This window comes from Pseudomonas sp. EA_35y_Pfl2_R111, from assembly GCF_963970955.1.
Taxonomy (GTDB): domain Bacteria; phylum Pseudomonadota; class Gammaproteobacteria; order Pseudomonadales; family Pseudomonadaceae; genus Aquipseudomonas.
Map to the genome: position 1 here is coordinate 1,441,265 of NZ_CAXAOM010000001.1, position 25,935 is coordinate 1,467,199.

The window sequence follows — 25,935 nt, forward strand, 5'->3', positions numbered from 1 at the left end:
ACAAGCGCTAAATGAGCATTCTGAACCTGCTCTTAACGCAGCGATGGCAACGCACGACTGCATGGATGCAGGAGGTAGAGCGACGCAGGAAGCCAAAGCCGAGGTAGCTTTCCATAAACCCTGCGCGGTGATCCCTGTGTATAACCACGAGCACGCGCTGCCCGTGGTGGTTGCCGCTCTAAATAACGCCGGTCTGCCCTGCGTGCTGGTAGACGATGCGTCGAGTCCGGCCTGTGCGGCGGTGATGGATCAGCTTGTCGAGCAACCCGACTGCTATCTGGTGCGCCTGGCAGTCAATCAGGGCAAGGGCGGTGCAGTCATGGCCGGCCTGCGTGAAGCAGCGCGCCTGGGCTTTAGCCATGCGCTGCAGGTGGACGCCGACGGTCAGCATGACCTCAGCGACCTGCCGCGCTTTATCCAAGCCTCGCAAGCAGCACCCCAGGCGCTGATCTGTGGCTATCCGCAGTACGATGAAAGCGTGCCGAAAGGCCGCCTCTACGCGCGCTACCTGACCCACGTGTGGGTTTGGATTAACACCCTGTCGCTGAGCATCCGCGATTCCATGTGCGGCTTTCGCGTCTATCCGCTGCCGGCCACCCTGGCCTTGATCGACACGGTAACCATCGGCAAACGTATGGATTTCGACACCGAGATTCTGGTGCGCCTGGCCTGGCGCAATCAGCCGATGCACTGGCTACCAACCAAGGTGCACTACCCGCTCGACGGTCTCTCGCACTTTCGCCTGTGGCTCGACAACGCGCTGATCTCGAAGATGCACGCCAAGCTGTTCTTCGGCATGTTGCTGCGCGCGCCGCTGATTCTCTGGCACAGGTGGCGCGCATGAGTCATCAGCAGCACTGGGCCGGACAGCGCGAGCGCGGCAGTTTTGTCCTGATGAAATTCACCGCCTGGCTGGCACGCCTGCTTGGCCGCCGACTGATCAGCCCGCTGCTGTACCTGATCGTGCTTTATTTCTACCTGTTCGGCGCCAAGGCGCGGCGCAGCATCCGCCAGTACCAGCGCAACCTGGCCAACTGGAGCGGCCGTGCCGAGCTGCAACCCAGCCGCCTGTCAGTGCTGCGCCACTTTATGAGCTTCGCCGACGCCCTGCTCGACAAGCTCGATGTATGGAACGGCAAGCTCGGCCTGGAACAGGTGACCCTGATAGACCCAAGCAACGCCTGCGCCCAGTTGCACCGACAAGGCCGTGGGCAGATGCTGGTAGCCGCACACCTGGGCAATCTAGAAGTCTGCCGCGCCCTGGCCGAACTCGGCGAGCGAGTGACAATGAACGTGCTGGTGCACACCAAACATGCTGAACAGTTCAACCGCCTGCTCGGCGAGGCCGGTGCCACCCACCTGCGTCTGATTCAAGTCAGTGAACTGGACGCGGCGATCATGCTGCAATTGTCCGAGCGCCTGGAACGCGGCGAATGGCTGGCAATTGCCGGCGACCGCGTGCCGCTCAAGGGCAGCCGCAAGGTCAGCGTGGATTTTCTCGGCAAACCTGCAGCCTTCCCGCAAGGCCCATGGTTGCTGGCCGGACTGCTGCAATGTCCGGTCAATCTGATTCACTGCCTGAAAATCGATAACCGCTACCAGGTGATCATCGAACCCTTCGCCGAGCGCCTGCATTGGAAGCGCAGCGAACGGGACGAGGTGATCCGCCACTGGACCCAGCGCTACGCCGACCAGCTCGCGCAACGCTGCCTGGATGCCCCCCTGCAATGGTTCAATTTCTACCCGTTCTGGAATGAAGATGACAACTGATCCAATCGTGTTTGGCGAACAGCCCCTCTGCATCGAACAGGTTGTCGCCCTAGCCAGCCGCAGCGCCCCGGCGCAGCTGCAAAGCGATGCCGCCTACCGCGAAAAAATCGCCAAGGGCGCGCGCTTTCTCGACAGCCTGCTGGACAAGGAAGGCGTGATTTATGGCGTTACCACCGGCTACGGCGACTCCTGCGTGGTGGCGGTGCCGCTGCACCAGGTCGAGGCGCTGCCGCGTCACCTCTACACCTTCCACGGCTGTGGCCTGGGCAAGCTCCTTGATGAAGCCAGCACCCGTGCTGTGCTCGCCGCACGTTTGCAGTCGCTGTGTCAGGGCGTCTCCGGGGTGCGCGTGGAGCTGCTCGAGCGCCTACAGGCGTTTCTCGAATTTGATGTGCTGCCGCTGATTCCGGAAGAAGGCTCGGTGGGCGCCAGTGGTGATCTGACGCCGCTGTCCTATGTCGCCGCCACCCTCAGCGGCGAACGCGAAGTGATGTTCAAGGGCGAGCGCCGCAGCGCCGCAGATGTGCATAAGGAACTCGGCTGGACGCCGCTGACCCTGCGCCCGAAAGAAGCCCTGGCGCTGATGAACGGCACCGCAGTGATGACCGCCCTGGCCTGCCAGGCGTTCTCACGTGCCGATTACCTGCTCAAGCTGGCCACGCGCATCACCGCGCTTAACGTGGTGGCGCTGGAAGGCAACCCGGAACACTTCGACGAGCGCCTGTTCGCCGCCAAGCCGCACCCGGGTCAGATGCAGGTCGCCGCCTGGCTGCGCCAGGATCTGGCCATCGACGCGCCGACCGCGCCCCTGCACCGCCTGCAGGACCGCTACTCGCTGCGCTGCGCCCCCCATGTGCTCGGCGTGCTAGCCGATAGCCTGGGTCTGCTCCGCCAATTTATCGAGATCGAGCTGAACAGCGCCAACGACAACCCGCTGATCGACGCCGAAGCCGAACGCGTGCTGCACGGCGGGCACTTCTACGGCGGGCATATCGCTTTCGCCATGGACAGCCTGAAAAACCTGGTGGGCAACGTCGCCGATCTGCTCGACCGCCAGCTCGCCCTGCTGGTGGACACCCGTTACAACCATGGCCTGCCGAGCAACCTGTCCGGCGCGCCGAGCGTCAGCGCAATGATCAACCACGGCTTCAAGGCCGTGCAGATCGGCACCAGCGCCTGGACCGCCGAAGCCCTGAAAAACACCATGCCGGCCAGCGTGTTCTCGCGCTCCACCGAGTGCCACAACCAGGACAAGGTAAGCATGGGCACCATCGCCGCCCGCGACGCCCTGCGCAGCCTGGAGCTGACCGAGCAGGTCGCCGCCGCCACCCTGCTGGCCGCCAATCAGGGCGTGTGGCTGCGCCAGCGCGACGGCAAGATCGACATCCCGGCACCCGTTGCCGCCATGCGCGAACAACTGGCCGTGGACTTCCACCCGGTGATCGAAGACCGCGCCCTGGAAGCCGAGCTGCGTCTGTGCCTGGTGCGCATCCGCGACCAGCACTGGAGGCTCTATGCGTAGCAAGGGCGTATTGCAGGCGGAAATCGAACTGCAGGTGCCGTTCTTCGACGTCGACATGATGGAAGTGGTTTGGCACGGCCATTACGTCAAATACTTCGAAGAAGCGCGCTGCGCCCTGCTCGACAAGCTCGGCCACAACTACGTGCAGATGCGCGACGCCGGCTACGCCTGGCCGGTGATCGACCTGCAATTGCGCTATATCCGCGGCGCGCAGTTCGGCCAGAAGCTCACTATCCGTGCCGACTTGGTGGAGTGGGAGAACCGCCTGAAGATCAATTACCTGATCAGCGATGCCGCAACCGGCGAGCGCATGACCCGTGGCAGCAGTGTGCAGGTCGCGGTGGAAATCGCCACCCGCGAGATGCAGTTCGCTTCGCCCAAGGTGCTGATCGAAGCCGTCGAAAAGGTGCTGGCGTGAGACGCCTGCTGGTAGGCCTCGGCCTCTGGCTACTGAGCCAGAGTGCGCTGGCCTTCGACCTCGACCAGCTCAGCGCCCAGCTAGCCAAGCCTGCCGTGGTACGCGGCCCGCTGATTCAGGAAAAGCACCTGCGCGCCCTGCCGCAGCCGCTGACCAGTCGCGGCCAGTTTGTATTGAGCCGCGACCTCGGCCTGCTCTGGCAACTAAAAAGCCCGCTCAAGCAGGATTACCGCATCGACGATCAGGGCATCGCCAAACGCACGCCCAAAGGCTGGCAACAGCAGCCCGGCCAGGATGTCGCTGCCCAGCAGAGCCGGCTGTTTCTCGCCGTGCTCAAGGGCGATCACAGCGGTCTGGCGCGGGATTTCGAGCTGCAACTGAGCGGCACAGCTGACGCCTGGCAACTGCGCCTGGTGCCGAACTCGGTGTTGCTCAAGCAGATTTTCAGCCGCATCCAGATCGACGGCGGTGCCCTGGTGCAACGCATCGAGCTGCACGAAACCCAGGGCGACCACAGCGTATTGCGCTTGCCGGAAAGCCAGGTCGGCGAGGCCTTGACTGAGCAGGAGCGGCGCGATTTTGCCCAGTGAGCGCTGGCTGCCGCGTGGCTTTGTGCTGCTGCTCGCGGCGCTGCTGGCGCTTGCCGCCTGGCAGTGGCGCAATGGCCCGCCGGTAGCGGCGGATATGCTCGCGCTGTTGCCAGCCGGCAGCGGCGATGCGCTGGTGCAACAGGCCGAACAGCGTATGCAGGAACCGCTCAACCGCGACCTGTTGCTGTTGATCGGCCATCCGCAACGCGACCAGGCGATTGCCCTGGTGCAACAGGTGGGCGAGCAGTGGCGCGGCAGCGGGCGCTTCGCCCAGGTGCAGTGGAGCGTCGACAGCGACCTCGCGGCGCTGCGCGACTACCTGCGCAGTAACCGTCTGGCCCTGTTGCCGGCGGCAGATCGCCAGCTGTTAGTGGAACAGCCGCAACAGCTGATTGAACAACGCGCGGCCCAGCTGTTCGACACCTTCGCCGGGTTCAGCCTGCTGCCCATCGAGCGGGATTGGCTGGGCCTGGGTGCACGCGCACAGCAGGCACTGAACCCCGGCAGCCGTATCCAGGCCGACCTGAGCAGCGGCGCGCTGCTGCTGGAAGAACCGGGCATGACTTGGGCCCTGCTGCGCGCCAGCGCCCAGGGCAGCGCCTTCGATATGCAGGAGCCGCCACTGATTGCCGCACAGGTCGCCGCTACCCGCGCGCAGATCGAAACCGCCGGCGGCCAACTTCTGGCGGCCGGTGGCGTGTTGTATGCCGCCGCCGGGCAGGCCAAGGCCACTCGCGAGATCAGCCTGATTGGCGGCGGCGCCACCCTCGGCACCCTGCTGTTGTTGTTGCTGGCCTTCCGCCGCGTGCGGGTGCTGGTCAGCCTGTTGCCAATTGGTATGGCGCTGTTGGCCGGCTGCACCGCCTGCGTGCTGGTGTTTGGCCAGATCAACGCTCTGACCCTGGTGCTGGGCGCCAGTCTGGTCGGGGTCGCCGCCGACTATCCGCAACACTATTTAAGTAAGAGCTGGAGCAAAAGCTGGAACAACGCCGAGAGCGCAGACGGCTGGACTAGCTGGGGCGCATTGCGCGCTACCCTGCCGGGACTGAGCCTGAGCCTGGGCACCAACCTGATCGGCTATCTGGCGCTGGCCTTTACACCATTTCCGGCGCTAACCCAGGTCGCGCTTTTCTCCGCCGCCGGGCTGATTGCCGCTTATCTGTGCTCGGTATGCCTGCTGCCGGCCTGGCTGCGTGGCGTGCGGTTAAGCCCATCACCGCAGCTGCTGAGCTTTAGCCAACGCCTGCTAGCCGGTCGGACACGCCTGCTGGCCAAGATCGGCAGCGCGCCGCTGCTGGCGTTGCTACTGCTGTTTTGTGCAAGCGGGCTGTGGCAGCTGCATACGCAGAATGATCTGCGCCAATGGCTGGGCCAGGAGCCTGAATTGCTGGCCGAAGCCCAACGCATCGCCGAGCTGACCGGACAGCAGCCCACCAGCCAGTTCTTTCTAGTCCGCGCCGCTAACCCGCAGCAGTTGCTGGAGCGTCAGGCGGCACTAAGCCAGCGTCTGGATCAGGCAGTGCAGAACGGTCAGTTACGTGACTACCGCGCCCTGAGCCAACTGGTCGCACCTGACAGCCAATTGCAAAAGCTGCGCGCAGCACTGAGCGAACTGCCGCAGCACTGGCAGCCGCTGCTCGACCTGGGCATCCCGCCGGCCGCGCTACATAACGAGCTGCTGGAACTGCAACAGAACAACCAAGCGAGCCTTGAACAAGCCCTGGCCAGCCCCTTGGGCGAGGCCTGGCGACCGCTATGGCTGGGTGCCAATAACAAGGACGGGGCAAATGGCGTCGCCGGGCTGGTCAGCCTGCAAGGGCTTAGCAACAGCAGCGAACTCAAACCACTGGTTGAGGGCCTGCCGGGGGTGCAACTGGTTGATCGGATTAGCGAACTCAACGCGTTGTTTAGCGCCACCCAACTTAGCGCCGCAGAATTAAAACTCATCTCCAGCGTGGCGATCCTGTTACTGCTGTGCCTGCCCTTCGGCCTTGGCGGCGCGCTGCGGGTGGTCTGCCTGCCGCTGTTGGCGGCGCTGGCGGCGCTGGCCTGCCTGGGTTGGCTGGGCCAGCCACTAACGCTGTTCAGCCTGTTCGGCCTGCTGTTGATCACCGCCATCGGCGTCGATTACGCCATCCTCATGCGCGAAAACATCGGTGGGCCGGCGGTCAGCCTGCTCGGCACCCTGCTGTCGGCGCTGACCAGCTGGCTGTCGTTCGGCCTGCTGCTGATCAGCGACACCCCGGCGATTGCCAACTTCGGCCTGGCGATCAGCCTTGGCCTGCTGTTCTGCTTCCTGCTCGCGCCCTGGGCTGGCACCCGGCAAGCCACAGCTACCCAGGCGCAGACGCTATGACCATCGCCCTGGCCTGGCTGGTGTTGCTCGCGTTATTTGCCCTGGCTACCTGGCTGGGCACACGCCTGCGCCTGATCCCGATTGTCAGCCAGTTGCTGCTGGCCACCCTGGGCCTGCCGCTGCTGATGCTGTGGACTACGCCGCTGGGCTTCGGCGCCAGCGAGCTGCTCGCCCCGGTGTGGCTGGAGCCTCTGTATGGCGTGGCCTTCTGTCTATTGCTCGGGCATATCCTCAGTGATGTGGTTGATCTGCAACTGGAGCCGGGCAGCCTGCAGATCGCCTTGCCGAGTTTCTTTGTGCCGTTCTTCTGCGGCCTGGCCTGCGCCTTCTGGCTGCTGCCAGAGCAAAGCGGCCTGGCCACTATTGCTGTGGGCCTGTTGTTTGCCCTGACCGCCATTCCGGTGCTGTTTCTCTACCTGCAGCATCTCGGCTACCCGGTGGCCAAGATCCGCCAGCTGTTGCAGGCAGCAATCATCATGGATTTGCTGTGCTGGCTGATCTTCGGCCTTGCCCAGGGCAGCAGCGACCCGGCCACCCTGCTCTGGCCCCTGCTGGCCGCCGGCCTGCCGCTACCGTTGAAGCTGCTGCCGCTGCGCTCGGCGCTCCTCAATGGCAGCTGCTTTCTCGCCCTGCTGCTGCTGATGCAGCAGCTGCACTTGAATGCCCTGGTGTTCGGCATCGCCTACCTGTTGCTGCTCACCGCCTTGCGTCTGCCTTTGCGCCTGCCACTACCGGTAAGTGTGCTGCGGTGGCTGCAAACCTGGCTAGCGGTGCCACTGATTCTGGCTTTCGGCCTGCTGCAGATCGACTGGCACGACGCCTGGCTGGGGTACTCTGCCTGGCAGTTCAGCGCGCTGTTGTTGCTGCCGATCATCAGCAAACTGGCCGGTAACTGGCTGGGCCTGAGCTGGGCCGCCGGAAAGCTGCGCGCCTATGCGGGACAGTGGCGCGAAAGCCTGCTGTTGAATACCCGCGGCCTGACTGAAATCATCTTTCTCAATCTGCTGCTGCAACAGCAGATAATCAGCCCGGCCCTGTATTTCGCCCTGATGCTGATGGGCCTGATCTCGACCCTGTTACCGGCCTTGGCCGGTGCTTACCCACACGCCGCCAAACTTGAGGCAAGACGCCGCTATGAAGTCTCTTGAAGTCGAACAACGCCAAGTCGTAGTGATAGGTGCCGGCCCGTCCGGGGCGATTGCCGGCGCGCTGCTCAAGCGCAACGGGCATGACGTGCTGGTGTTGGAGCGCCAGCGCTTTCCACGCTTCTCGATTGGCGAAAGCCTGCTGTCGCACTGCCTGGACTTCGTCGAAGAAGCCGGCATGCTCGACGCGGTGCGTGCGGCGGGTTTTCAGACCAAGCATGGCGCGGCCTTTGGCTGGGGCGAGCGCTACACCGAGTTCGATTTCCGCGACACCTTCACCAAAGGCCAGGGTTCGACCTATCAGGTGCTGCGCGCCGACTTCGACAAACTGCTGGCCGACCAGGCCGAACTGCAGGGCGTGGAAATCCGCTATGAAGAGGAAATCTTCGCCGTCGATTTCAACGGCGAATGCCCGCGCCTGAGCGTACGGCGCTTGGCCGACGGCCATGAGTATCAGGTCGAATGCGCCTTCGTCCTCGACGGCAGTGGCTACGGCCGCGTGCTGCCGCGCCTGCTCGATCTCGACACACCGTCGAGCTTCCCGGTGCGCCAGGCGGTGTTTACCCACGTCGAAGACCGCAGCGAAGGCAGCGGCTTTGACCGCGAAAAAATCCTGATCAGCACCCACCCCGAACTGCGCGATGTGTGGTTCTGGACCATCCCGTTCAGCAACGGCCGCTGTTCGGTGGGCGTGGTCGCCGATGCGACCCGCTATCAGGGTCGCCCGGAAGATCTCGACGCCTGCCTTAAGCAATTTATCGAAGAGACCCCCAGCCTGCATAAGGTGCTGAAGAATGCCGTGTGGGACACCCCGGCGCGCACCATCGGTGGCTACTCGGCCAACGTGAAAACCCTGCACGGCCCGGGCTTTGCGCTACTCGGCAATGCGGCGGAATTCCTCGACCCGGTGTTCAGCTCGGGCGTGACCATCGCCATGCGTTCGGCGAGCATGGCCGCCGGCCTATTGCACCGCCAACTCAGCGGCGAGACGGTGGACTGGGAGCAGGACTTTGCCAAGCCGCTTAAGCGCGGCGTCGACACCTTCCGCGTGTATGTCGAGGGTTGGTACGACGGCAGCTTCCAGGACGTAATCTATTTCGAGAAAGCCCAGCCGGAAATCCGCCGCATGATCAGCTCGATCCTCGCGGGCTACGCCTGGGATGAAAAGAACCCCTATGTCGCCGAACCGCGCCGCCGCCTGCGGGTGCTCGCCGAACTCTGCGCCATTAACTGAGAACCTATTACGATCAGCTGCGCGTCAGCCCTACTGCGTTAAAACAGGCTCGGACAGTGACTCGTCACTGAACGTCCGCAGGACGGCCCGAAGGGCGAGCGAAGCGAGTTATGCTCATCGCTTCCTCGCCTGCTTGACCAGCCGAAGGCTGTTACTAACGTAGCGCCTTGTATGGCTCTAGCTCGCAAGCTCGTAAAGAGGTTCAACTAAGGACAGTCGATGCACGAAGCCACCCCTGCTTCACCCACCTACGTCGAGGAAACCCGCTTCGGCTTCTGGTTCTTGCAGAGCCACGTCTGGCAGCACCATGTGCTGCGCGTGGCGATCAATGACCTGCGTGGCCTGTTCGCCGGCCCGCTGCCAGAAGCGCCAGTGCTACTGGATGCTGGCTGTGGTCAGGGCAAGTCCTTCGGCCTGCTCGCCGAGGCGTTTGCGCCTGCGCGGATAATCGGCCTGGATGCCGACCCGCACAGCCTCGACTGCTCGCGCGCCGAGGCCGAGCGCCTGGGCCTGGATGTGCAATTGATCGCCAGCGACTGCGCGGCCATCGACCTGCCAGATGCCAGCGTCGACCTGCTGTTTTGCCATCAGACCTTCCATCACCTGGTCGAGCAGGAGCAGGCCCTGGCCGAGTTCTGGCGCGTGCTCAAGCCGGGCGGCCGTTTGCTGTTTGCCGAATCAACTCAGTACTACATCGACACCTGGGTGATCCGCTGGCTGTTCCGCCACCCGATGCATGTGCAGAAAAGCGCCGAAGGCTATCTGGACATGTTGCGCGACCAGGGCTTCGCGTTCGACGCCAATAATGTCTCCTACCCCTATCTATGGTGGAGCCGCTCCAAGGACTTCGGTCTGCTGGAGCGTTGGGGCCTGACGAAGCCCAAGCCGGTCGGCCAACGTAATGAAACCCTGGTCAATGTGGTGGCGCGCAAGCCGTTGGAGAGGACTTCGGCATGAAGCGCCTCGTCTTGCTCGGCCTCTGTTTGCTGCTGAGCGCCTGCGCCGCGCATACCCCGCTGCCGCTGACTACACCAATCTTTGGCGCGCCACTGCCCGCCGCGCTGCGCGTCGAACGCCAGCAAGGCGAGGATCAGCAAACCTGGTGGCTGGTGGTCCAGGCCGAGCAAACTGCTCTGCGCTGGTCGCTGTTCGATCCACTCGGCGTGCCCCTGGCGCGGCAGCTGCTAGAGAATGGCCAATGGCGCGCCGATGGCCTGCTGCCGCCCAACCGCGAGGCGCAGGAGCTGTTCGCCGCCCTGCTGTTCGCCCTCACCCCGATCGACAAGCTGCCCGCCAGCTATGCGCCGGACACCTGGCAGCAACTGGCCGACGGTCAGCGCCGGCTTAATCCGCACTGGCTGATCGACTATCACGCGCCGCTGGATTTCACCCTGAGCCAAGGCCAGGTACTGAGTTACCGGGTCTATGCCCTCGCCGACGAAGAGATTCCCTGATGCCGGTCTACCTCAACGCACTGGGCCTTAACTGCGCCCTCGGCCAAGGCAAGCAGGCGGTGGCGACAGCGCTGTTTGCCGGCGATAGCAGCGGCATGCAGGCGCAAAGCGGCTGGGTGGCCGAGCGCGTACTGACCGTCGGCGCTGTACCCGGCAGCCTGCCGGAGTTACCCGATTTGCCGGGCCATCCGCCGAGCCGCAATAACCAGTTGCTGCTGGCGGCCGCGCTGGAAATCGAACCTGAGCTGCGCGCCGCCATCAGCCGTTTCGGCGCCGAGCGGATCGCCGTGGTGCTCGGCACCAGTACCTCGGGCATCGAAGAAGCCAGCCAGAGCATCGCCACCTATCTCAACGAGGGCGAGTTACCGGCGCATTACCACTACGCCCAGCAGGAGCTGGCCGCGCCAGCGACCTTTCTCAGTGACTGGCTGGGTCTGAGCGGGCCGTACTTCAGCATTTCCACCGCCTGTACCTCGGGCGCGCGGGCGCTGCTTAGCGCGCAGCGCCTGCTGAACCTGGGCGTGTGTGATGCGGTGATCTGCGGCGGTGTGGACAGCCTGTGTCGCCTGACCCTGAATGGTTTTTCCGCCCTGGAAGCGGTCTCGGCCGAACGCTGCAACCCGTTTTCCGTGAACCGCCATGGCATCAATATCGGCGAAGGCGCGGCGCTCTTTCTTCTGACCAGAGAGCCTGGCCCCCGCAGTGGCGTACCAATCACCCTACTTGGCGGTGGCGCCGGTTCCGACGCCCACCATATTTCCGCACCGCAACCCGACGGCCTCGGCGCCCAAGCGGCAATGCACAAAGCCCTGGCTGCAGCCGGGATCTGCGCTGATCAGGTCGATTACCTGAACCTGCATGGCACCGCCACCACCCACAACGACGCCATGGAAAGCCAGGCGGTGCAGGCCGTCTTCCCCCATGGTGTGCCCTGTTCCTCCAGCAAGCCCATGGTCGGCCACACCCTAGGCGCAGCCGGTGCCCTGGAAGCCGCCTTCTGCTGGCTGACCTTGAGCGACTACAACCCGCAGCAGCTGCTACCGCCGCACCTGTGGGATGGCCAGGCTGATCCGGCCTTGCCGACGCTGAATCTGGTACAGCCTGGTGCGCAGCTGAGCAACAGTCGCCCACGCCGGCTGATGAGCAATTCCTTCGCCTTTGGCGGCAACAATATCAGCCTGCTCTTGGGTGAAGAGCTGGGTGAAGCAGGAGAACCCGCATGAGCCAATGGCCAATCGCCGAACTGATCCCCCACGCCGCCGATATGATCCTGATTGATCAGGTGCTGCGCTTTGGCGACGAGGACATCGAAACCCAGCTGCGCGTGCGCGACGGCGGGTTATTTAACCAGGAAGACGGCAGCCTGCCGGCCTGGGTTGGCATCGAATTGATGGCGCAAAGCGTCGCCGCCTACGCCGGTTGCCAGGCGCGCCTGCGCGGCGAACCAGTGGAACTCGGCTTTCTGCTCGGTACGCGCAAGTACGAATGCAATGTCGAACGCTTCCCGGCGGGGGCCGAGCTGCATATCCATGCGAGCCGCTCGCTGCAGGATGACAACGGCATGGGCGTATTCGAATGCCAGTTGCGCGGCCCTGGCATCGAGGCCCTGGCCCGCCTTAACGTATTCCGTCCGCCCCAGGTGGCCAGCTATCTTCAGGAAGAATTCGAGGGCTCTCAGTCATGAGCGAACAAGCAGCCATAAGCGAAACCATTCTGGTCACCGGCTCCAGCCGTGGTATCGGCCGGGCGATTGCCCTGCGTCTGGCCAAGGACGGCTATGACATCGTGCTGCACTGCCGCGCCCGCCGCGAGGAAGCCGAGGCGGTGCAGGCGCAGATCATCGAGATGGGTCAGCAGGCGCGCATCCTGCAATTCGATGTCTCCGACCGCGCCGCCTGCCGCACCGCGCTGGAGGCCGATATCGAGCAGCACGGCGCCTATTACGGCGTGGTGTGTAATGCCGGCCTGACCCGCGACGGCGCCTTCCCGGCGCTGAGTGAGGAGGACTGGGACATCGTTATGCGCACCAACCTCGACGGTTTCTATAACGTGCTGCATCCGCTGACCATGCCCATGGTGCGGCGGCGCAAGGCCGGGCGCATCGTCTGCATCACCTCGGTGTCCGGGCTGATCGGCAACCGCGGCCAGGTCAACTACAGCGCCTCCAAGGCCGGCATTATTGGTGCAGCCAAGGCCTTGGCGATCGAACTGGGTAAGCGCAAAATCACCGTCAACTGTGTGGCACCAGGGTTGATCGGCACCGAAATCCTCGATGCCGATGTTCCCATCGAGGAAATCCTCAAGATGGTTCCGGCGCAGCGCATGGGCACCCCGGAAGAAGTGGCCGGTGCAGTGAATTTTCTGATGTCCGAGGAAGCGGCCTACATTACCCGCCAGGTCCTCGCCGTAAACGGTGGATTGTGCTGATGAGCGGTTGCAAACGGGTTGTAGTCACCGGCATGGCCGGGGTGACCTCGCTGGGTAGCGATTGGCCGACGATTGAAGCGAATTTCAAGGCCGGCAAGAGTGGCATCCGCTATATGCACGAGTGGGACAGGTTCAGCGAGCTGAATACCCGCCTCGGCGGCCCGGTGGATGACTTTGTGCAACCCAAACACTGGAACCGCAAGCAGACCCGCAGCATGGGCCGCGTCTCCAAGCTGGTGGTCTACGCTGCCGAACGTGCGCTGGAACATGCCGGCCTGCTCGGCGACCCGTGCATTCAGGACGGCCGTATGGGCGTGGCCTGCGGCTCCTCCACGGGCAGCACCGACGAGATCAAGGCATTCGGCAATATGCTGCTCAACTCGGTGGCCGACGGCCTGAATGCCAACTCCTATATCCGCATGATGCCGCACACCACGGCGGCCAATATCAGCATCTTCTTCGGCCTCAAAGGCCGCCTGATCCCTACCTCCAGCGCCTGCACCAGCGGCAGCCAGGGCATCGGCTACGCCTATGAAGCAATCAAGTTCGGCCGCCTGCCGATGATGCTCGCAGGCGGTGCCGAGGAGCTGTGCCCCACCGAGGCCATGGTCTTCGATGCGCTGTACGCCACCAGCCTGAAAAACGATGCCCCGCACACCTCGCCGCGCCCTTATGACAGCGGTCGCGACGGCCTGGTGATCGGCGAAGGTGCCGGCATTCTGGTCCTCGAAGAGCTGGAACACGCCTTGGCCCGTGGCGCGACCATCTACGCCGAAATCGTCGGTTTTGGCTGCAATTCTGATGGCCAGCACGCCACCAAGCCGGTGCAGGCGACCATGCGCGGGGCGATGGAGTTGGCGCTGCAGGATGCCGGCTTAGAACCCTCCGCCATCGGTTACGTCAACGGCCACGGCACCGCCACCGACCAGGGCGATGTCGCCGAGACCCTGGCCACCCAGGAACTGTTCGGCAGCCAGATGCCGATCAGCTCGCAGAAGAGCTACTTCGGCCACACGTTGGGGGCTTGCGGCGCACTGGAGTCGTGGTTCAGCATCGAAATGATGAACGCGGACAGCTATGTGCCGACCCTGAATCTGGAAAGTATCGACCCGGCCTGCGGCGAGCTGGACTACCTGCGCGGTGAATTCCGCCAGATGAGTCACCAGTACGTGATGAACAACAACTTCGCCTTTGGCGGAGTGAATACCTCGCTGATCTTCAAACGCTGGAGCTGAGAGACTGTTCAATGTCTGCTGCGCGTCGGCCCTGCTACGTTAAAAACCGGCTCGGAATGCTCATGTACAAAAGTACACTCCGCTTCCTCGCCTGTTTTTGCCTTGCATGGCCCTAGCTCGCAATACATTGAACGAGCTCTCTAAAGCAGCTGGATTACACTTGCTGCGGCAGTAACACCTTTGCGCAACCCACAAGCAGTTCCCAGAAAAGCCTCATAACAAGGAGCAACTCATGAACGCCAAAACCTGGATTCTCGCAGCAGCCTGCATCAGCCTGTTCCCGGCCATTAGCCAGGCCCGTGATACCACCCACTTTCTGCCGTTCGACGCAGTGGTGCAGGAAGCTCTGAATGCCGGCCGCCTCGACGGCAGCGTAAAGTTCTACCTGGCGGGCAACAAGCCGGCCGGCGCGGTCAGCGTGGTGAAATCCGGCGTGACCACCAGCCAGAAAACCAACGCTTTTAACAAAAGTGATGAAGCCGCCTGCAGCTGGGCACTGCAGTCCGCGCTGATCCGTTTCCAAAACGCCGCTAAAGCTGCCGGCGCCAATGCCGTGGTCAACCTGGCCAGCAACTACAAGAATGTCGAGTACAAGGACAGCCAGAAGTACGAATGCCACGCCGGCGCGATCATGGCGGGTGTCGCAATCAAAGGTGACCTGGCCAACCTCAAGTAATAGCCTCCGTTACAGCCTGCCATGGACACCGCGGCAGGCTGTAACTAACCGCATAGAAATCAGCACGGAACCTATAAGCTGACCCCGGAGTCAATCAAAGCAATGCAGATCTGACCGCATTGCCACAGATCCCGAGGACAACCTATGCCATCAGCTCACTCGTTCGAAATCGCTTACCGTTTCAACAACGACCCACGTAGCCATCGCACTGACTCACATGAGAATGCGCTGCCAGTTCACGAGGCGGCGTTACAGCTGATCGAACTGCATTTCGCCGATGCCGAGAACAGCCTGATCATGCCAGCGCCCGATGCGACGCCAGCCGAGATCATGTCCCAGGCCGAAACGCTTGGCATCACCAACATCAGCGTGAACAACGCCTAAGCAGACGCTCACGCTGAGCTTCAATTTCAGGCGCGGTGATACTGCGCCGACAACTCATGCACCGCTTCGAAGAACGCACCGGCATGCGCCGGGTCGACTTCTGGGGTGATGCCGTGGCCGAGGTTGAAGACCTGACCGCTGCCATGACCGTAGGCAGCGAGGATGCGCCCCACTTCGGCTCGAATCGCCGCCGGGTTGGCGTACAGCACGCTCGGGTCCATATTGCCCTGCAGCGCCACCTTGTTGCCAACGCGGGCGCGGGCGCTGCCGATGTCACAGGTCCAGTCCAGGCCCAGGGCTTCGGCACCGCTGTCGGCCATCGACTCCAGCCACAGACCGCCACCCTTGGTAAACAGAATCACCGGTACACGGCGACCATCATGTTCGCGGATCAGGCCGTCGATGATCTTCTGCATATAGGCCAGAGAGAACTCCTGATAAGCCGCCGCCGACAGCGAACCGCCCCAGGAATCGAAGATCTGCACTGCCTGGGCGCCGGCCTTGATCTGCCCGTTAAGGTAAGCGGTGACCGACTGCGCCAGCTTGTCGAGCAGCGCGTGCATCGCCTGGGGGTTGTCGTAGAGCATGGCCTTGGACTTGCGGAAGTCCTTCGACGAGCCGCCTTCGACCATATAAGTGGCCAGAGTCCAGGGGCTGCCGGTGAAGCCGATCAGGGGTACACGGCCATTCAGCTCGTGGCGGATGGTACGCACCGCGTCCATCACGTAGCCCAGATCCTGCTCCGGATCGGGGATCGGCAGGGCCTCGATATCAGCCATGGAGCTGATGACTTTCTTGAAGCGCGGACCTTCGCCGGTTTCGAAATACAGGCCCTGGCCCATGGCATCGGGGATGGTCAGGATGTCAGAGAACAGAATCGCCGCGTCCAGCTGCGGGTAGCGGTCCAGCGGCTGGATGGTGACTTCGCAGGCCAGCTCCGGGTTCTTCATCAGCTTGACGAAATCACCGGCCTTGGCGCGGGTGGCGCGGTACTCCGGCAGATAACGACCGGCCTGGCGCATCATCCACACCGGGGTGACGTCAACAGGTTGCTTGAGCAGAGCACGAAGGAAGCGGTCGTTCTTCAGGACGGACATCGGCAGGATTCCTGGAAATTCGGCAAGGAAGCTTCACGACGAAGGATTGTGCGGGAGTCGGCCAGTGGCGTCCCCCTCCTCCAGGCGGGCTCCTGGGTCACAGGTGCGCCGCGCACCGTGACGCAGAAAAAGTGCGGGTATTTTCGCAGAGCGCAAAACAAAAGGCACGGCGAGTGCCGTGCCTTTTGTCTATTGCGACGATTTGCCTCGGCCCAAGGAGCCGAGCCAATTACGCAGCAGCTTAGACGCCCAAGTAGTCCAGGATACCTTCGGCGGCATTACGCCCTTCGAAGATCGCCGTCACCACCAGATCGGAACCGCGGACCATATCACCACCGGCGAAGATCTTCGGGTTGCTGGTCTGGTGTTTGAACTGGCTCTGCTCAGGCGCTACGACGCGGCCTTGGCTGTCGGTTTCGATCGTGAAATCGCTGAACCAGGCAGCCGGGCTTGGACGGAAGCCGAAGGCGATCAGCACGGCTTCCGCCGGGATGATTTCCTCGGAGCCGGGAATCGGCTCAGGACTGCGACGACCACGGGCATCCGGCTCGCCGAGCCGGGTCTCGACCACTTTCACGCCTTCGACCTTGTCTTCACCAACAATGGCGATGGGCTGACGGTTGAAGAGGAATTTCACCCCTTCTTCCTTGGCGTTCTTCACTTCCTTGCGCGAGCCCGGCATGTTTTCTTCGTCGCGGCGATAGGCGCAGGTGACCGACTTGGCGCCCTGGCGAATCGAAGTACGGTTGCAGTCCATCGCGGTGTCGCCGCCGCCGAGGACGACGATGCGCTTGCCCTTCATGTCGATAAAGTCTTCCGCGTTCTTCTCGAAACCGAGGTTGCGGTTGACGTTGGCGATCAGGAAATCCAGCGCATCGGTGACGCCCGGCAGGTCTTCACCGGGGAAGCCACCCTTCATATAGGTGTAGGTGCCCATGCCCATAAACACGGCATCGTACTCATCCAGCAGCTGCTGCATGGTGATGTCTGTGCCGATCTCGGTGTTCAGGCGGAACTCAACGCCCATGCCGGTGAAGACTTCGCGGCGATTGCTCAGCACGCTCTTCTCCAGCTTGAACTCGGGGATACCGAAGGTCAGCAGACCACCGATTTCCGGGTTCTTGTCGAACACCACCGGGGTCACGCCGTTGCGCACCAGTACGTCGGCACAGCCCAGGCCAGCAGGACCGGCACCGATGACCGCAACGCGCTTGCCGGTTGGCACCACGCGCGACATATCCGGACGCCAGCCCATGGCAAACGCCGTGTCGGTGATGTACTTCTCCACCGAGCCGATGGTCACCGCGCCGAAGCCGTCGTTCAGGGTGCAGGCACCCTCGCACAGACGGTCCTGCGGACACACGCGGCCGCAGACTTCCGGCAGGGTGTTGGTCTGGTGCGACAGTTCGGCGGCGGCGAGGATGTTGCCCTCGGACACCAGCTTGAGCCAGTTGGGAATGAAGTTGTGCACCGGGCACTTCCATTCGCAATAGGGGTTACCGCAGCCCAGGCAACGATGCGCCTGGTCGGCCGCTTGCGCAGGCTTGAAGTTGTCGTATATCTCGACGAACTCTTTCTTACGCTGACGCAACAGTTTCTTCTTCGGGTCTTTGCGCCCGACTTCGATGAACTGGAAGTCGTTATTCAGACGTTCAGTCATTGCAATACCTCATCAAACCACTTCAGGCGCATTCTTATTGCGGGTTGGCACGGGTGCTGGAGAGCAACGACTTCAGGCTTGCCGCCTTCGGTTTGACCAGCCAGAACTTGCGCAGGTAGTCGTCGAGGTTTTCCAGCAGGTTGATGCCCCACTCACTCGATGTTTCCTGGACGTACTCAGCAAGCACGCGCTCCAGGTGGCTACGGTAGGCCTCCATCGACTCATTATTGATCCGCTGAATTTCCACCAGCTCGTGGTTAACGCGATCGTAGAAGCTGTTATCCAGATCAAGTACGTAGGCGAAACCGCCGGTCATACCGGAACCGAAGTTGTAGCCGGTCTTGCCCAGTACGCAGACAAAGCCGCCAGTCATGTATTCGCAGCAATGGTCGCCAGTACCTTCCACTACGGTGTGCGCACCGGAGTTACGCACGGCAAAACGCTCGCCCGCAGTACCAGCGGCGAACAGTTTGCCGCCAGTGGCGCCGTACAGACAGGTGTTGCCGATGATGGCGCTGTCCTGGGTCTTGAACGGGCTGCCTTTCGGCGGGGTGATTACCAGCTTGCCGCCGGTCATGCCCTTGCCGACATAGTCGTTGGCGTCGCCTTCCAGGTACAGGTTCAGACCACCGGCGTTCCACACGCCGAAGCTCTGGCCTGCAGTACCCTTGAAACGGAAGGTGATCGGCGCCTTGGCCATGCCCTGGTTGCCGTGTTTGCGGGCGATTTCGCCGGAGACACGGGCACCAATGGAACGGTCGCAGTTGCAGATTTCCAGCTCAAACTCGGCACCGCTGGCAGCATCGATCGCAGGCTTAGCCAGCTCGACCATCTTCTCGGCCAGCAGGCCTTCGTCGAACGGTGGGTTGCGATCAACCAGGCAGAACTGCGGCTTGTCGGCCGGAATGTGGTCGCTGCCGAGCAGCGGCGTCAGGTCCAGATGACCCTGCTTGGCGGTTTCGCCCGGCAGCATTTCCAGCAGATCGGTACGCCCGATCAGCTCTTCCAGGCTACGTACGCCCAGCTTGGCCAGCCACTCGCGGGTTTCTTCGGCAACATAGGTGAAGAAGTTCATCACCATCTCGACGGTGCCGATGAAGTGATCCTTACGCAGCTTGTCGTTCTGCGTGGCCACGCCGGTGGCGCAGTTGTTCAGGTGACAGATGCGCAGGTATTTGCAGCCCAGAGCGATCATTGGCGCAGTACCGAAGCCAAAGCTTTCGGCACCGAGAATGGCCGCCTTGATCACGTCCAGGCCGGTTTTCAGGCCGCCGTCAGTCTGTACCCGTACCTTGCCGCGCAGATCGTTACCGCGCAGGGTCTGGTGGGTTTCGGCCAGGCCGAGTTCCCACGGCGCACCGGCGTACTTGATCGAGGTCAGCGGCGATGCGCCGGTACCACCGTCGTAACCGGAGATGGTGATCAGATCGGCATAAGCCTTGGCCACGCCGGCGGCGATGGTACCGACACCAGCTTCCGCCACCAGCTTGACCGAGACCAGCGCGGCCGGGTTGACCTGCTTGAGGTCATAGATCAGCTGCGCCAGGTCTTCGATAGAGTAGATGTCATGGTGCGGCGGTGGCGAAATCAGGGTCACGCCCGGCACTGCATAACGCAGCTTGGCGATCAGACCGTTGACCTTGCCGCCCGGCAGCTGGCCGCCCTCACCGGGCTTGGCACCCTGAGCAACCTTGATCTGCAGCACTTCGGCGTTGACCAGGTATTCCGGGGTCACGCCAAAGCGGCCGGTGGCCACCTGCTTGATCTTCGAGCTGCGCACGGTGCCGTAACGGGCTGGGTCTTCGCCGCCCTCACCGGAGTTGGAGCGCGCGCCCAGGCGGTTCATTGCCTCGGCAATGGCTTCGTGGGCTTCCGGCGACAACGCGCCGAGGGAAATCCCGGCGGAGTCGAAGCGCTTGAGAATCTCGCCCAGCGGCTCGACCTGATCCAGTGCTATTGGCTGATCGGCCAGCTTCAGTTGCAGCAGGTCGCGTAGCATCGACACCGGACGGGTGTCGACCAACGTGGTGTATTCCTTGAATTTCTCGTAGCTGCCCTGCTGCACAGCAGCCTGCAGGGTGTTGACCACATCCGGGTTGTAGGCGTGGTACTCGCCGCCGTAGACGAACTTGAGCAGACCGCCTTGCTGGATGGTCTTGCGCGCGTTCCAGGCTTCGGCCGCCAGCAGCTTCTGCTCGTTTTCGATATCGACGAAGCGCGCGCCCTTGATGCGGCTGGCCACACCACGGAAGCACAGCTCGGTAACGTCATCGGCCAGGCCGACCGCTTCAAACAGCTGCGCACCCCGGTAGGACGCCACGGTGGAGATACCCATCTTCGACAGGATCTTCAACAGGCCTTTGGAGATGCCTTTGCGGTAGTGCTTGAACACTTCATACAGATCGCCGAGCACTTCGCCGGTACGGATCAGGTCACCCAGTACTTCGTAAGCCAGGAACGGATAAACCGCCGACGCACCGAAGCCGAGCAGCACGGCATAGTGATGCGGATCGCGGGCAGTCGCAGTCTCGACCAGGATGTTGCAGTCGCAACGCAGGCCTTTTTCGGTCAGGCGGTGGTGAATCGCACCGGTAACCAGCGAGGCGTGAGCCGGCAGTTTGCCTGGCGCAATGTGGCGGTCAGACAGAACCAGCAGCACCTTACCGGCGCGCACGGCTTCTTCAGCCTGATCAGCCATGTTGCGCACAGCGGCTTCCAGGCCAATCGACTCGTCGTAGTTCATGTCGATCAGCTGACGCTCGAAGCCTGGACGATCCAGGTTCATCAAGGCGCGCCACTTGGCCGGGGAAATCACCGGGCTGCTGAGAATCACGCGAGCGGCGTGCTCTGGCGACTCTTCGAAGATATTGCGCTCGGCACCGAGGCAGATCTCCAGCGACATGACGATGGCTTCACGCAGCGGGTCGATCGGCGGGTTGGTGACCTGGGCGAACTGCTGACGGAAGTAATCGTACGGCGAACGCACGCGCTGACTGAGCACCGCCATCGGCGTATCGTCACCCATGGAGCCGACCGCTTCCTGGCCTTGTTCACCCAGCGGACGCAGTACCTGATCACGCTCCTCGAAGGTGACCTGGTACATCTTCATGTACTGCTTGAGCTGGTCGACGTCGTAGAACGCCGAACCGTGGTCGCGGTCTTCCAGAGTTGCCTGAATGCGCTGGGCACTCTTGCGCATCCACTGTTTGTAGGGATGGCGCGACTTCAGACGATTGTCGATATCGTCGCTGCCGAGGATCTGCCCGGTTTCGGTGTCCACCGCCAGAATCTGCCCCGGGCCGACGCGGCCCTTGGCCAATACGTCCTCGGGTGCGTAGTTCCACACGCCGATTTCCGACGCCAGGGTGATGTAACCGTTCTTGGTGGTGACCCAGCGCGCCGGACGCAGACCGTTACGGTCGAGCAGGCACACGGCATGACGGCCATCGGTAAGTACCACACCGGCCGGACCATCCCAGGGCTCCATGTGCATGGAGTTGTATTCATAGAACGCGCGCAGGTCGGCGTCCATGGTTTCGACGTTCTGCCACGCAGGCGGAATGATCATGCGCACGCCACGGAACAGGTCGATGCCACCGGTGACCATCAGCTCGAGCATATTGTCCATGCTCGAGGAGTCGGAACCCACGCGGTTGACCAGTGGGCCGAGCTCTTCGAGATCAAAGATCTGGTCGTTGGCGAACTTCAGGCGACGAGCCTGCGCCCAGTTGCGGTTACCGGTGATGGTGTTGATTTCACCGTTGTGCGCGAGGAAGCGGAACGGCTGTGCCAGCGGCCACTTCGGCAGGGTGTTGGTGGAGAAGCGCTGGTGGAATACACAAATGGCGGTCTGCAGGCGCTCGTCACCCAGGTCCGGGTAGAACTGCTGCAGGTCGGCCGGCATCATCAGGCCTTTGTAGATGATGGTCTTGTGCGAAAAGCTGCAGATGTAGTGATCGCTGTCAGCGGCATTGGCCACCGAGGAACGACGACGGGCGCTGAAAAGCTTGATCGCAAATTCCTGATCAGACAGTCCTTCGCCGCCGATAAACACCTGCTCAATCTGCGGCAGACGCTCAAGCGCCAGGCGGCCGAGCACGCTGGTGTCGATTGGCACTTTGCGCCAGCCGACCAGGCTCAGACCGGCTGCGAGAATCTCGCGATTCATGTTTTCGCGGGCAGCTTCGGCTTTCACCGGGTCCTGGTTGAAGAACACCATGCCCACGGCGTACTGCTTCGGCAGCTCGACAGCGAAGTGCTGCTGGGCCATGGCCCGCAGGAAAGCATCAGGCTTCTGGATCAGCAGACCACAACCGTCACCGGTTTTACCGTCGGCGTTGATACCGCCACGGTGGGTCATGCATGTCAGGGCTTCAATCGCGGTCTGCAGCAGGTGATGGCTAGCCTCACCCTGCATATGGGCGATAAGGCCGAAGCCGCAGTTATCCTTGAACTCATCAGGACGGTACAAACCTGCTTTCATAGGGACTCTCACCAGACGGCCTATCACAAGGCAATTACTTTCTAATTCAACCACTTTCCATGCGCGCAGGACTAAGCCCCAGCTTTGCGCAGGCGAAAGGGCAGTCATTGTACATACCCACCTAGGCCGTCACAAACCTTAGTGACGAAGCCTTGAAAAATAATGTCGCGAAAACGAAGGATAAGACCGGGAGGTCGTGGTAGCGACCGACCGGTCAGCGCGAGCGCTGAAGTGTATCAGCTAGCGCGCCTGGGCAATCTCTTGCTGAATGCCAGCAAAGTTACGCGGCCATGGCTTACCAGCCTGCACCTTTGCAGGCAGGGTACGCAAGGCCGCCTGCGCCGCATCACGCGTGGCAAAACTGCCGTAGGTGACCACGTACAGCGGCTTACCCTGATGCTGCTTTTTGAAATAGTGGTAATCCGCACCATTGGCTTTTACAAAAGCCTGCGCACCACTTTCCAACCGAGCCCCGAGGATCTGCAGGGTATAACGCGAGCCCGCCTGCGCGGCATACCAATCACCAACAACAGCAGGCTTGGCCGCAGCGGCCGGTGCTTGTGGCTTAATGGGCGGCGGCACTGCAGCCGTCACGGGCGCAACTGGCGGAGTAACCACTGGAGCAACCTTGATCGGCTCAGAAACCACAGGCGCAACCGGGGCACTCGTCGACACGACTGGAGCTGCTTCAGGCACTACATCTGCAGCCCCAGAAACACCCTCAGCGTCAGCCTCTTCTGCACCACTCAAGCCAGCCGCCTGAGCCAAAGGCTCGCGAATAACCGGCTGCGCCTCGCCCACCAAAGGCAGCGGCAGCGGCTGGTTTGCGCCTTCAAACTGAATTGCAGGCGCAACCGCAGCATCAGCTGGTGGCGCAACCACTGCAGCCGGTGCAGCCTCATCAAGCGGCAGCTGCGCAATAACAGGCGCATCAACATCTTCAACGACGCGCCCCTGCATAAACCAGGCAGCCAAAACCCCGATAGCGACCACGCACAATGCCAGCAGATGCTTGCGCGGCAAATTGAAGGCAAAACCACCGCGACTCGCCCCACCACGCTGCGCCAACATCGATTCAACCAGCGACTCACGCGCAACCTGATTGATTACACCCGGCCAGCCAGCAGATTGCTCGTGAATATCGGCAATCTGCTCATCGCTGAATACTTCAATCCCCTGCGCCGCACCTTCAAGGCGCTGGGCCAGATACTCGCGGGTTTCTTCCTCGCTGTAGGGCTGCAGCTCGATGACATGAAAACACTCATCGCCCGCCGCCACATTTTCAAGACGCGACAGCAGCTGCGACTCGGCAAACAGAAATACATGCGGACGGCCTTCAGCATTACCCACTGCCAAGCTCAATAGGCTAGTCAGCGCGGCGTCACTAAGATCCTCAGCGTCATCAACCAGCACATAGACGTCCTGCCCGGTCAGGGCCAACCGGCCGACCTGAGCAAGAATGGCCTGCAGCTCAGGGCGCTGCACCTGCAAGCCCTGGGCGACCTGACGCAGAATACTGGCAGGGTCAGAAGCGCCCTTGGCAGACACCACCACACTCTGCACAGCCTGCTTATTGGTGCTCGCTACCAGCGCCTGGCGCAGCAGGGTCTTACCACTACCATCGGGCCCACTGACTACCAGCAACAACTGGCTGTAGCGCGCCAAATGGTGCAACTGCCCAAGCACCGGCTTGCGCTGCGCCGGGAAGAACTTGAACCCCGGAACGCGCGAAGCGAAGGGGTCATGAGTGAACTGGTAGTGATCGAGAAACGCCTCGTCAGCATGCAAACTTGTCATGGGACACTCGTTAATTTCTAAGCTGAGCCAGCTGCGCCGCATAATCTGCGTTCAGCGTGGCATTCAAAATTTCCCGGGGAAAATCACCAGTTACAACCGCCTCACCCAAACCGCGCAACAACACCAGGCGCAGCTTGCCATCGAGAACCTTCTTGTCGACCGCCATATGCTCCATAAAATCCTCAGACGTCATATCCGCGGGAGGAACAACCGGCAAACCGGCAGCGACAAACAGCCTGACGGCCCGCGCACGCTCAGCCGCGCTAATCCAGCCCAGACGCTCGGACATATCCAACGCCATGACAGTACCCGCCGCCACCGCCTCACCATGCAGCCAGACACCATAACCCTGATGCGTCTCGATGGCATGGCCAAAGGTGTGGCCAAGATTCAAGGTGGCGCGCACCCCCGACTCACGCTCATCGGCCGCTACAACACGAGCCTTGGCCGCACATGAATGAGCAATCGCCGCGGTCAGTGCTTTCTGATCAAGAGCACGCAATGCAGGCATATGCTCCTCAAGCCAGGACAGGAATGGCTCATCGCAGATCAAGCCGTACTTGATCACCTCGGCCAAGCCAGCAGACAACTCACGAGCGGGCAAGGTAGCCAGCGTGGCGGTATCGATCAGCACTGCTTGCGGCTGGTAGAAGGCTCCCACCATGTTCTTACCCAACGGATGGTTGATCCCGGTTTTACCGCCAACCGATGAGTCAACCTGCGACAACAGCGTGGTTGGCACCTGGATAAAGTTCACACCGCGCTGGTAACACGACGCGGCAAAACCCGCCATATCACCGATTACACCACCACCCAAGGCGATGACAGTCGTGCGCCGGTCATGCCGCGCGCCCAGCAACCCATCAAAAACCAGCTGCAGGGTTTCCCAGGTTTTATAACTTTCGCCATCAGGCAAAACCACAGAAGTTACGGCAAAACCAGTAAGCGAGCGTTCAAGCGCTGCGAGATATAGGGGAGCAACTGTCTCATTGGTTACGATCGCGACTTGACGACCAACAATGTGGGCCGCCAACACATCATCACGAGCCAACAGCTTGCCACCGATATAGATCGGGTAGCTGCGCTCACCAAGATCGACATGAAGAGTTTGCATAAAGCCCCCAGGTTTCAAAGGGGCCTAGGATAGCGCAGTTCAGCCTGCGCTTTAACGGGGAGAAAGCGCCTCAAGACGCTCAAGGATCTCTTGTACCACCAGACGAGGCGGACGCTCGTCAGTTTCGACTACTACGTCGGCGATTTCACGGTAAAGCGGATCACGAACTGCCAACAGATCAGCCAGAACCTTACCCGGATCCGCCGCCCGCAACAGTGGACGATTACGATCACGCGAAGTGCGATCAACCTGCTGCTCAACAGAAGCATGCAAATAGACCACATGACCACCGCGCCTTAGAGCAACACGGTTTTCTGCCCGCATTACCGCACCGCCACCGGTAGCCAAGACCATACCGTCAACATCACAAAGCTCTGCGATCACCGCCTGCTCACGCTCACGAAACCCCTGCTCACCCTCAACATCAAAGATCCAGGGAATGTCCGCGCCCGTGCGCTGCTCAATCTCTTTGTCAGAATCCTTGAACGGCAAACGCAACTCTTTAGCAAGCAAACGCCCGATGGTGCTTTTACCAGCACCCATCGGGCCAACGAGAATCAAGTTTTGCACTGA

22 protein-coding genes are annotated in these 25,935 nt (G+C 61.9%); 16 read left to right on the forward strand and 6 right to left on the reverse strand.

Annotation, left to right across the window (positions count from 1 at the left end):
- Nucleotides 1-61: 61 nt before the first annotated feature.
- From AACY25_RS06885 to AACY25_RS06960, 16 genes are all read left to right on the forward strand, one after another.
- Nucleotides 62-844, forward strand: coding sequence for a glycosyltransferase family 2 protein (locus AACY25_RS06885; protein WP_339523334.1), 783 nt, complete (start codon nt 62-64; stop codon nt 842-844).
- Nucleotides 841-1,770, forward strand: a complete 930-nt coding sequence (locus AACY25_RS06890; RefSeq protein ID WP_339523335.1) for an LpxL/LpxP family acyltransferase — start codon at nt 841-843, stop codon at nt 1,768-1,770. Before AACY25_RS06885 ends, AACY25_RS06890 begins: the two co-directional genes overlap by 4 nt.
- Nucleotides 1,760-3,292: an HAL/PAL/TAL family ammonia-lyase gene (locus tag AACY25_RS06895; RefSeq protein ID WP_339523336.1), complete on the forward strand. Its 1,533-nt coding sequence runs from the start codon at nt 1,760-1,762 to the stop codon at nt 3,290-3,292. Before AACY25_RS06890 ends, AACY25_RS06895 begins: the two co-directional genes overlap by 11 nt.
- Nucleotides 3,285-3,710 (forward strand): acyl-CoA thioesterase, encoded by a 426-nt coding sequence (locus AACY25_RS06900; protein ID WP_339523338.1) that lies wholly within the window; start codon nt 3,285-3,287, stop codon nt 3,708-3,710. The genes AACY25_RS06895 and AACY25_RS06900 overlap by 8 nt, the downstream gene beginning before the upstream one ends.
- Entirely contained in the window at nt 3,707-4,300 is a 594-nt protein-coding gene (locus tag AACY25_RS06905) for an outer membrane lipoprotein carrier protein LolA (protein WP_339523340.1), read from the forward strand. The genes AACY25_RS06900 and AACY25_RS06905 overlap by 4 nt, the downstream gene beginning before the upstream one ends.
- Nucleotides 4,290-6,656, forward strand: a complete 2,367-nt coding sequence (locus tag AACY25_RS06910; protein WP_339523342.1) for an MMPL family transporter — start codon at nt 4,290-4,292, stop codon at nt 6,654-6,656. Before AACY25_RS06905 ends, AACY25_RS06910 begins: the two co-directional genes overlap by 11 nt.
- A complete protein-coding gene (locus tag AACY25_RS06915) occupies nt 6,653-7,804 on the forward strand; it encodes a sodium:proton antiporter (RefSeq protein WP_339523344.1) in 1,152 nt (383 codons plus the stop codon). Before AACY25_RS06910 ends, AACY25_RS06915 begins: the two co-directional genes overlap by 4 nt.
- The gene (locus tag AACY25_RS06920) at nt 7,791-9,035 is read left to right on the forward strand and encodes an NAD(P)/FAD-dependent oxidoreductase (protein ID WP_339523346.1); all 1,245 of its coding nucleotides are present in this window, start codon (nt 7,791-7,793) and stop codon (nt 9,033-9,035) included. The genes AACY25_RS06915 and AACY25_RS06920 overlap by 14 nt, the downstream gene beginning before the upstream one ends.
- Before the next feature lie 219 nt (nt 9,036-9,254).
- The gene (locus AACY25_RS06925) at nt 9,255-9,992 is read left to right on the forward strand and encodes a class I SAM-dependent methyltransferase (protein ID WP_339523348.1); all 738 of its coding nucleotides are present in this window, start codon (nt 9,255-9,257) and stop codon (nt 9,990-9,992) included.
- A complete protein-coding gene (locus AACY25_RS06930; RefSeq protein ID WP_339523349.1) occupies nt 9,989-10,489 on the forward strand; it encodes a hypothetical protein in 501 nt (166 codons plus the stop codon). The genes AACY25_RS06925 and AACY25_RS06930 overlap by 4 nt, the downstream gene beginning before the upstream one ends.
- Nucleotides 10,489-11,712 (forward strand): beta-ketoacyl-[acyl-carrier-protein] synthase family protein, encoded by a 1,224-nt coding sequence (locus AACY25_RS06935; protein ID WP_339523350.1) that lies wholly within the window; start codon nt 10,489-10,491, stop codon nt 11,710-11,712. The genes AACY25_RS06930 and AACY25_RS06935 overlap by 1 nt, the downstream gene beginning before the upstream one ends.
- Nucleotides 11,709-12,173, forward strand: coding sequence for a hotdog family protein (locus AACY25_RS06940; RefSeq protein ID WP_339523351.1), 465 nt, complete (start codon nt 11,709-11,711; stop codon nt 12,171-12,173). The genes AACY25_RS06935 and AACY25_RS06940 overlap by 4 nt, the downstream gene beginning before the upstream one ends.
- Nucleotides 12,174-12,187: 14 nt before the next feature.
- Nucleotides 12,188-12,916: a 3-oxoacyl-ACP reductase FabG gene (fabG, locus tag AACY25_RS06945; RefSeq protein ID WP_339523862.1), complete on the forward strand. Its 729-nt coding sequence runs from the start codon at nt 12,188-12,190 to the stop codon at nt 12,914-12,916.
- Complete coding sequence (locus AACY25_RS06950) at nt 12,916-14,151, forward strand: beta-ketoacyl-ACP synthase (RefSeq protein ID WP_339523352.1); 1,236 nt, start codon at nt 12,916-12,918, stop codon at nt 14,149-14,151. The genes fabG and AACY25_RS06950 overlap by 1 nt, the downstream gene beginning before the upstream one ends.
- Nucleotides 14,152-14,383: 232 nt before the next feature.
- Complete coding sequence (locus AACY25_RS06955; RefSeq protein ID WP_339523354.1) at nt 14,384-14,827, forward strand: excinuclease; 444 nt, start codon at nt 14,384-14,386, stop codon at nt 14,825-14,827.
- Nucleotides 14,828-14,971: 144 nt separating this feature from the next.
- The gene (locus AACY25_RS06960; RefSeq protein ID WP_339523355.1) at nt 14,972-15,211 is read left to right on the forward strand and encodes a hypothetical protein; all 240 of its coding nucleotides are present in this window, start codon (nt 14,972-14,974) and stop codon (nt 15,209-15,211) included.
- Nucleotides 15,212-15,237: 26 nt separating this feature from the next.
- On the opposite strand, the gene hemE is transcribed toward AACY25_RS06960, so the two are convergent.
- From hemE to aroK, 6 genes are all read right to left on the reverse strand, one after another.
- Nucleotides 15,238-16,308 (reverse strand): uroporphyrinogen decarboxylase, encoded by a 1,071-nt coding sequence (hemE, locus tag AACY25_RS06965; protein WP_339523357.1) that lies wholly within the window; start codon nt 16,306-16,308, stop codon nt 15,238-15,240.
- A 241-nt stretch (nt 16,309-16,549) separates the two neighbouring features.
- On the reverse strand, nt 16,550-17,968 hold the full coding sequence (locus tag AACY25_RS06970; RefSeq protein WP_339408868.1) for an FAD-dependent oxidoreductase: 1,419 nt from the start codon (nt 17,966-17,968) through the stop codon (nt 16,550-16,552).
- Nucleotides 17,969-18,002: 34 nt separating this feature from the next.
- Nucleotides 18,003-22,451 (reverse strand): glutamate synthase large subunit, encoded by a 4,449-nt coding sequence (gene gltB / locus AACY25_RS06975; protein ID WP_339523358.1) that lies wholly within the window; start codon nt 22,449-22,451, stop codon nt 18,003-18,005.
- A 240-nt stretch (nt 22,452-22,691) separates the two neighbouring features.
- On the reverse strand, nt 22,692-24,248 hold the full coding sequence (locus AACY25_RS06980) for an AAA family ATPase (RefSeq protein ID WP_339523360.1): 1,557 nt from the start codon (nt 24,246-24,248) through the stop codon (nt 22,692-22,694).
- 10 nt (nt 24,249-24,258) lie between these two features.
- The gene (gene aroB / locus AACY25_RS06985) at nt 24,259-25,362 is read right to left on the reverse strand and encodes a 3-dehydroquinate synthase (RefSeq protein WP_339523864.1); all 1,104 of its coding nucleotides are present in this window, start codon (nt 25,360-25,362) and stop codon (nt 24,259-24,261) included.
- 51 nt (nt 25,363-25,413) lie between these two features.
- Nucleotides 25,414-25,932 carry a shikimate kinase AroK gene (aroK, locus tag AACY25_RS06990; RefSeq protein WP_339523362.1) on the reverse strand — a complete coding sequence of 173 codons (519 nt, stop codon included), beginning with the start codon at nt 25,930-25,932 and terminating at the stop codon, nt 25,414-25,416.
- Between the last annotated feature and the right edge of the window lie 3 nt (nt 25,933-25,935).

What these genes read in the sequence shown, in the direction of transcription:
- AACY25_RS06970 (WP_339408868.1), bottom strand. Translation starts at nt 17,968, where the DNA reads ATGACTGAACGTCTGAATAACGACTTCCAGTTCATCGAAGTCGGGCGC.
- AACY25_RS06885 (WP_339523334.1), top strand. Translation starts at nt 62, where the DNA reads ATGGATGCAGGAGGTAGAGCGACGCAGGAAGCCAAAGCCGAGGTAGCT.
- AACY25_RS06900 (WP_339523338.1), top strand. Translation starts at nt 3,285, where the DNA reads ATGCGTAGCAAGGGCGTATTGCAGGCGGAAATCGAACTGCAGGTGCCG.
- AACY25_RS06920 (WP_339523346.1), top strand. Translation starts at nt 7,791, where the DNA reads ATGAAGTCTCTTGAAGTCGAACAACGCCAAGTCGTAGTGATAGGTGCC.
- gltB (WP_339523358.1), bottom strand. Translation starts at nt 22,451, where the DNA reads ATGAAAGCAGGTTTGTACCGTCCTGATGAGTTCAAGGATAACTGCGGC.
- AACY25_RS06940 (WP_339523351.1), top strand. Translation starts at nt 11,709, where the DNA reads ATGAGCCAATGGCCAATCGCCGAACTGATCCCCCACGCCGCCGATATG.
- AACY25_RS06895 (WP_339523336.1), top strand. Translation starts at nt 1,760, where the DNA reads ATGACAACTGATCCAATCGTGTTTGGCGAACAGCCCCTCTGCATCGAA.
- AACY25_RS06935 (WP_339523350.1), top strand. Translation starts at nt 10,489, where the DNA reads ATGCCGGTCTACCTCAACGCACTGGGCCTTAACTGCGCCCTCGGCCAA.
- AACY25_RS06960 (WP_339523355.1), top strand. Translation starts at nt 14,972, where the DNA reads ATGCCATCAGCTCACTCGTTCGAAATCGCTTACCGTTTCAACAACGAC.
- aroB (WP_339523864.1), bottom strand. Translation starts at nt 25,362, where the DNA reads ATGCAAACTCTTCATGTCGATCTTGGTGAGCGCAGCTACCCGATCTAT.
- hemE (WP_339523357.1), bottom strand. Translation starts at nt 16,308, where the DNA reads ATGTCCGTCCTGAAGAACGACCGCTTCCTTCGTGCTCTGCTCAAGCAA.
- AACY25_RS06925 (WP_339523348.1), top strand. Translation starts at nt 9,255, where the DNA reads ATGCACGAAGCCACCCCTGCTTCACCCACCTACGTCGAGGAAACCCGC.
- AACY25_RS06930 (WP_339523349.1), top strand. Translation starts at nt 9,989, where the DNA reads ATGAAGCGCCTCGTCTTGCTCGGCCTCTGTTTGCTGCTGAGCGCCTGC.
- AACY25_RS06915 (WP_339523344.1), top strand. Translation starts at nt 6,653, where the DNA reads ATGACCATCGCCCTGGCCTGGCTGGTGTTGCTCGCGTTATTTGCCCTG.
- AACY25_RS06955 (WP_339523354.1), top strand. Translation starts at nt 14,384, where the DNA reads ATGAACGCCAAAACCTGGATTCTCGCAGCAGCCTGCATCAGCCTGTTC.
- AACY25_RS06980 (WP_339523360.1), bottom strand. Translation starts at nt 24,248, where the DNA reads ATGACAAGTTTGCATGCTGACGAGGCGTTTCTCGATCACTACCAGTTC.
- AACY25_RS06890 (WP_339523335.1), top strand. Translation starts at nt 841, where the DNA reads ATGAGTCATCAGCAGCACTGGGCCGGACAGCGCGAGCGCGGCAGTTTT.
- AACY25_RS06950 (WP_339523352.1), top strand. Translation starts at nt 12,916, where the DNA reads ATGAGCGGTTGCAAACGGGTTGTAGTCACCGGCATGGCCGGGGTGACC.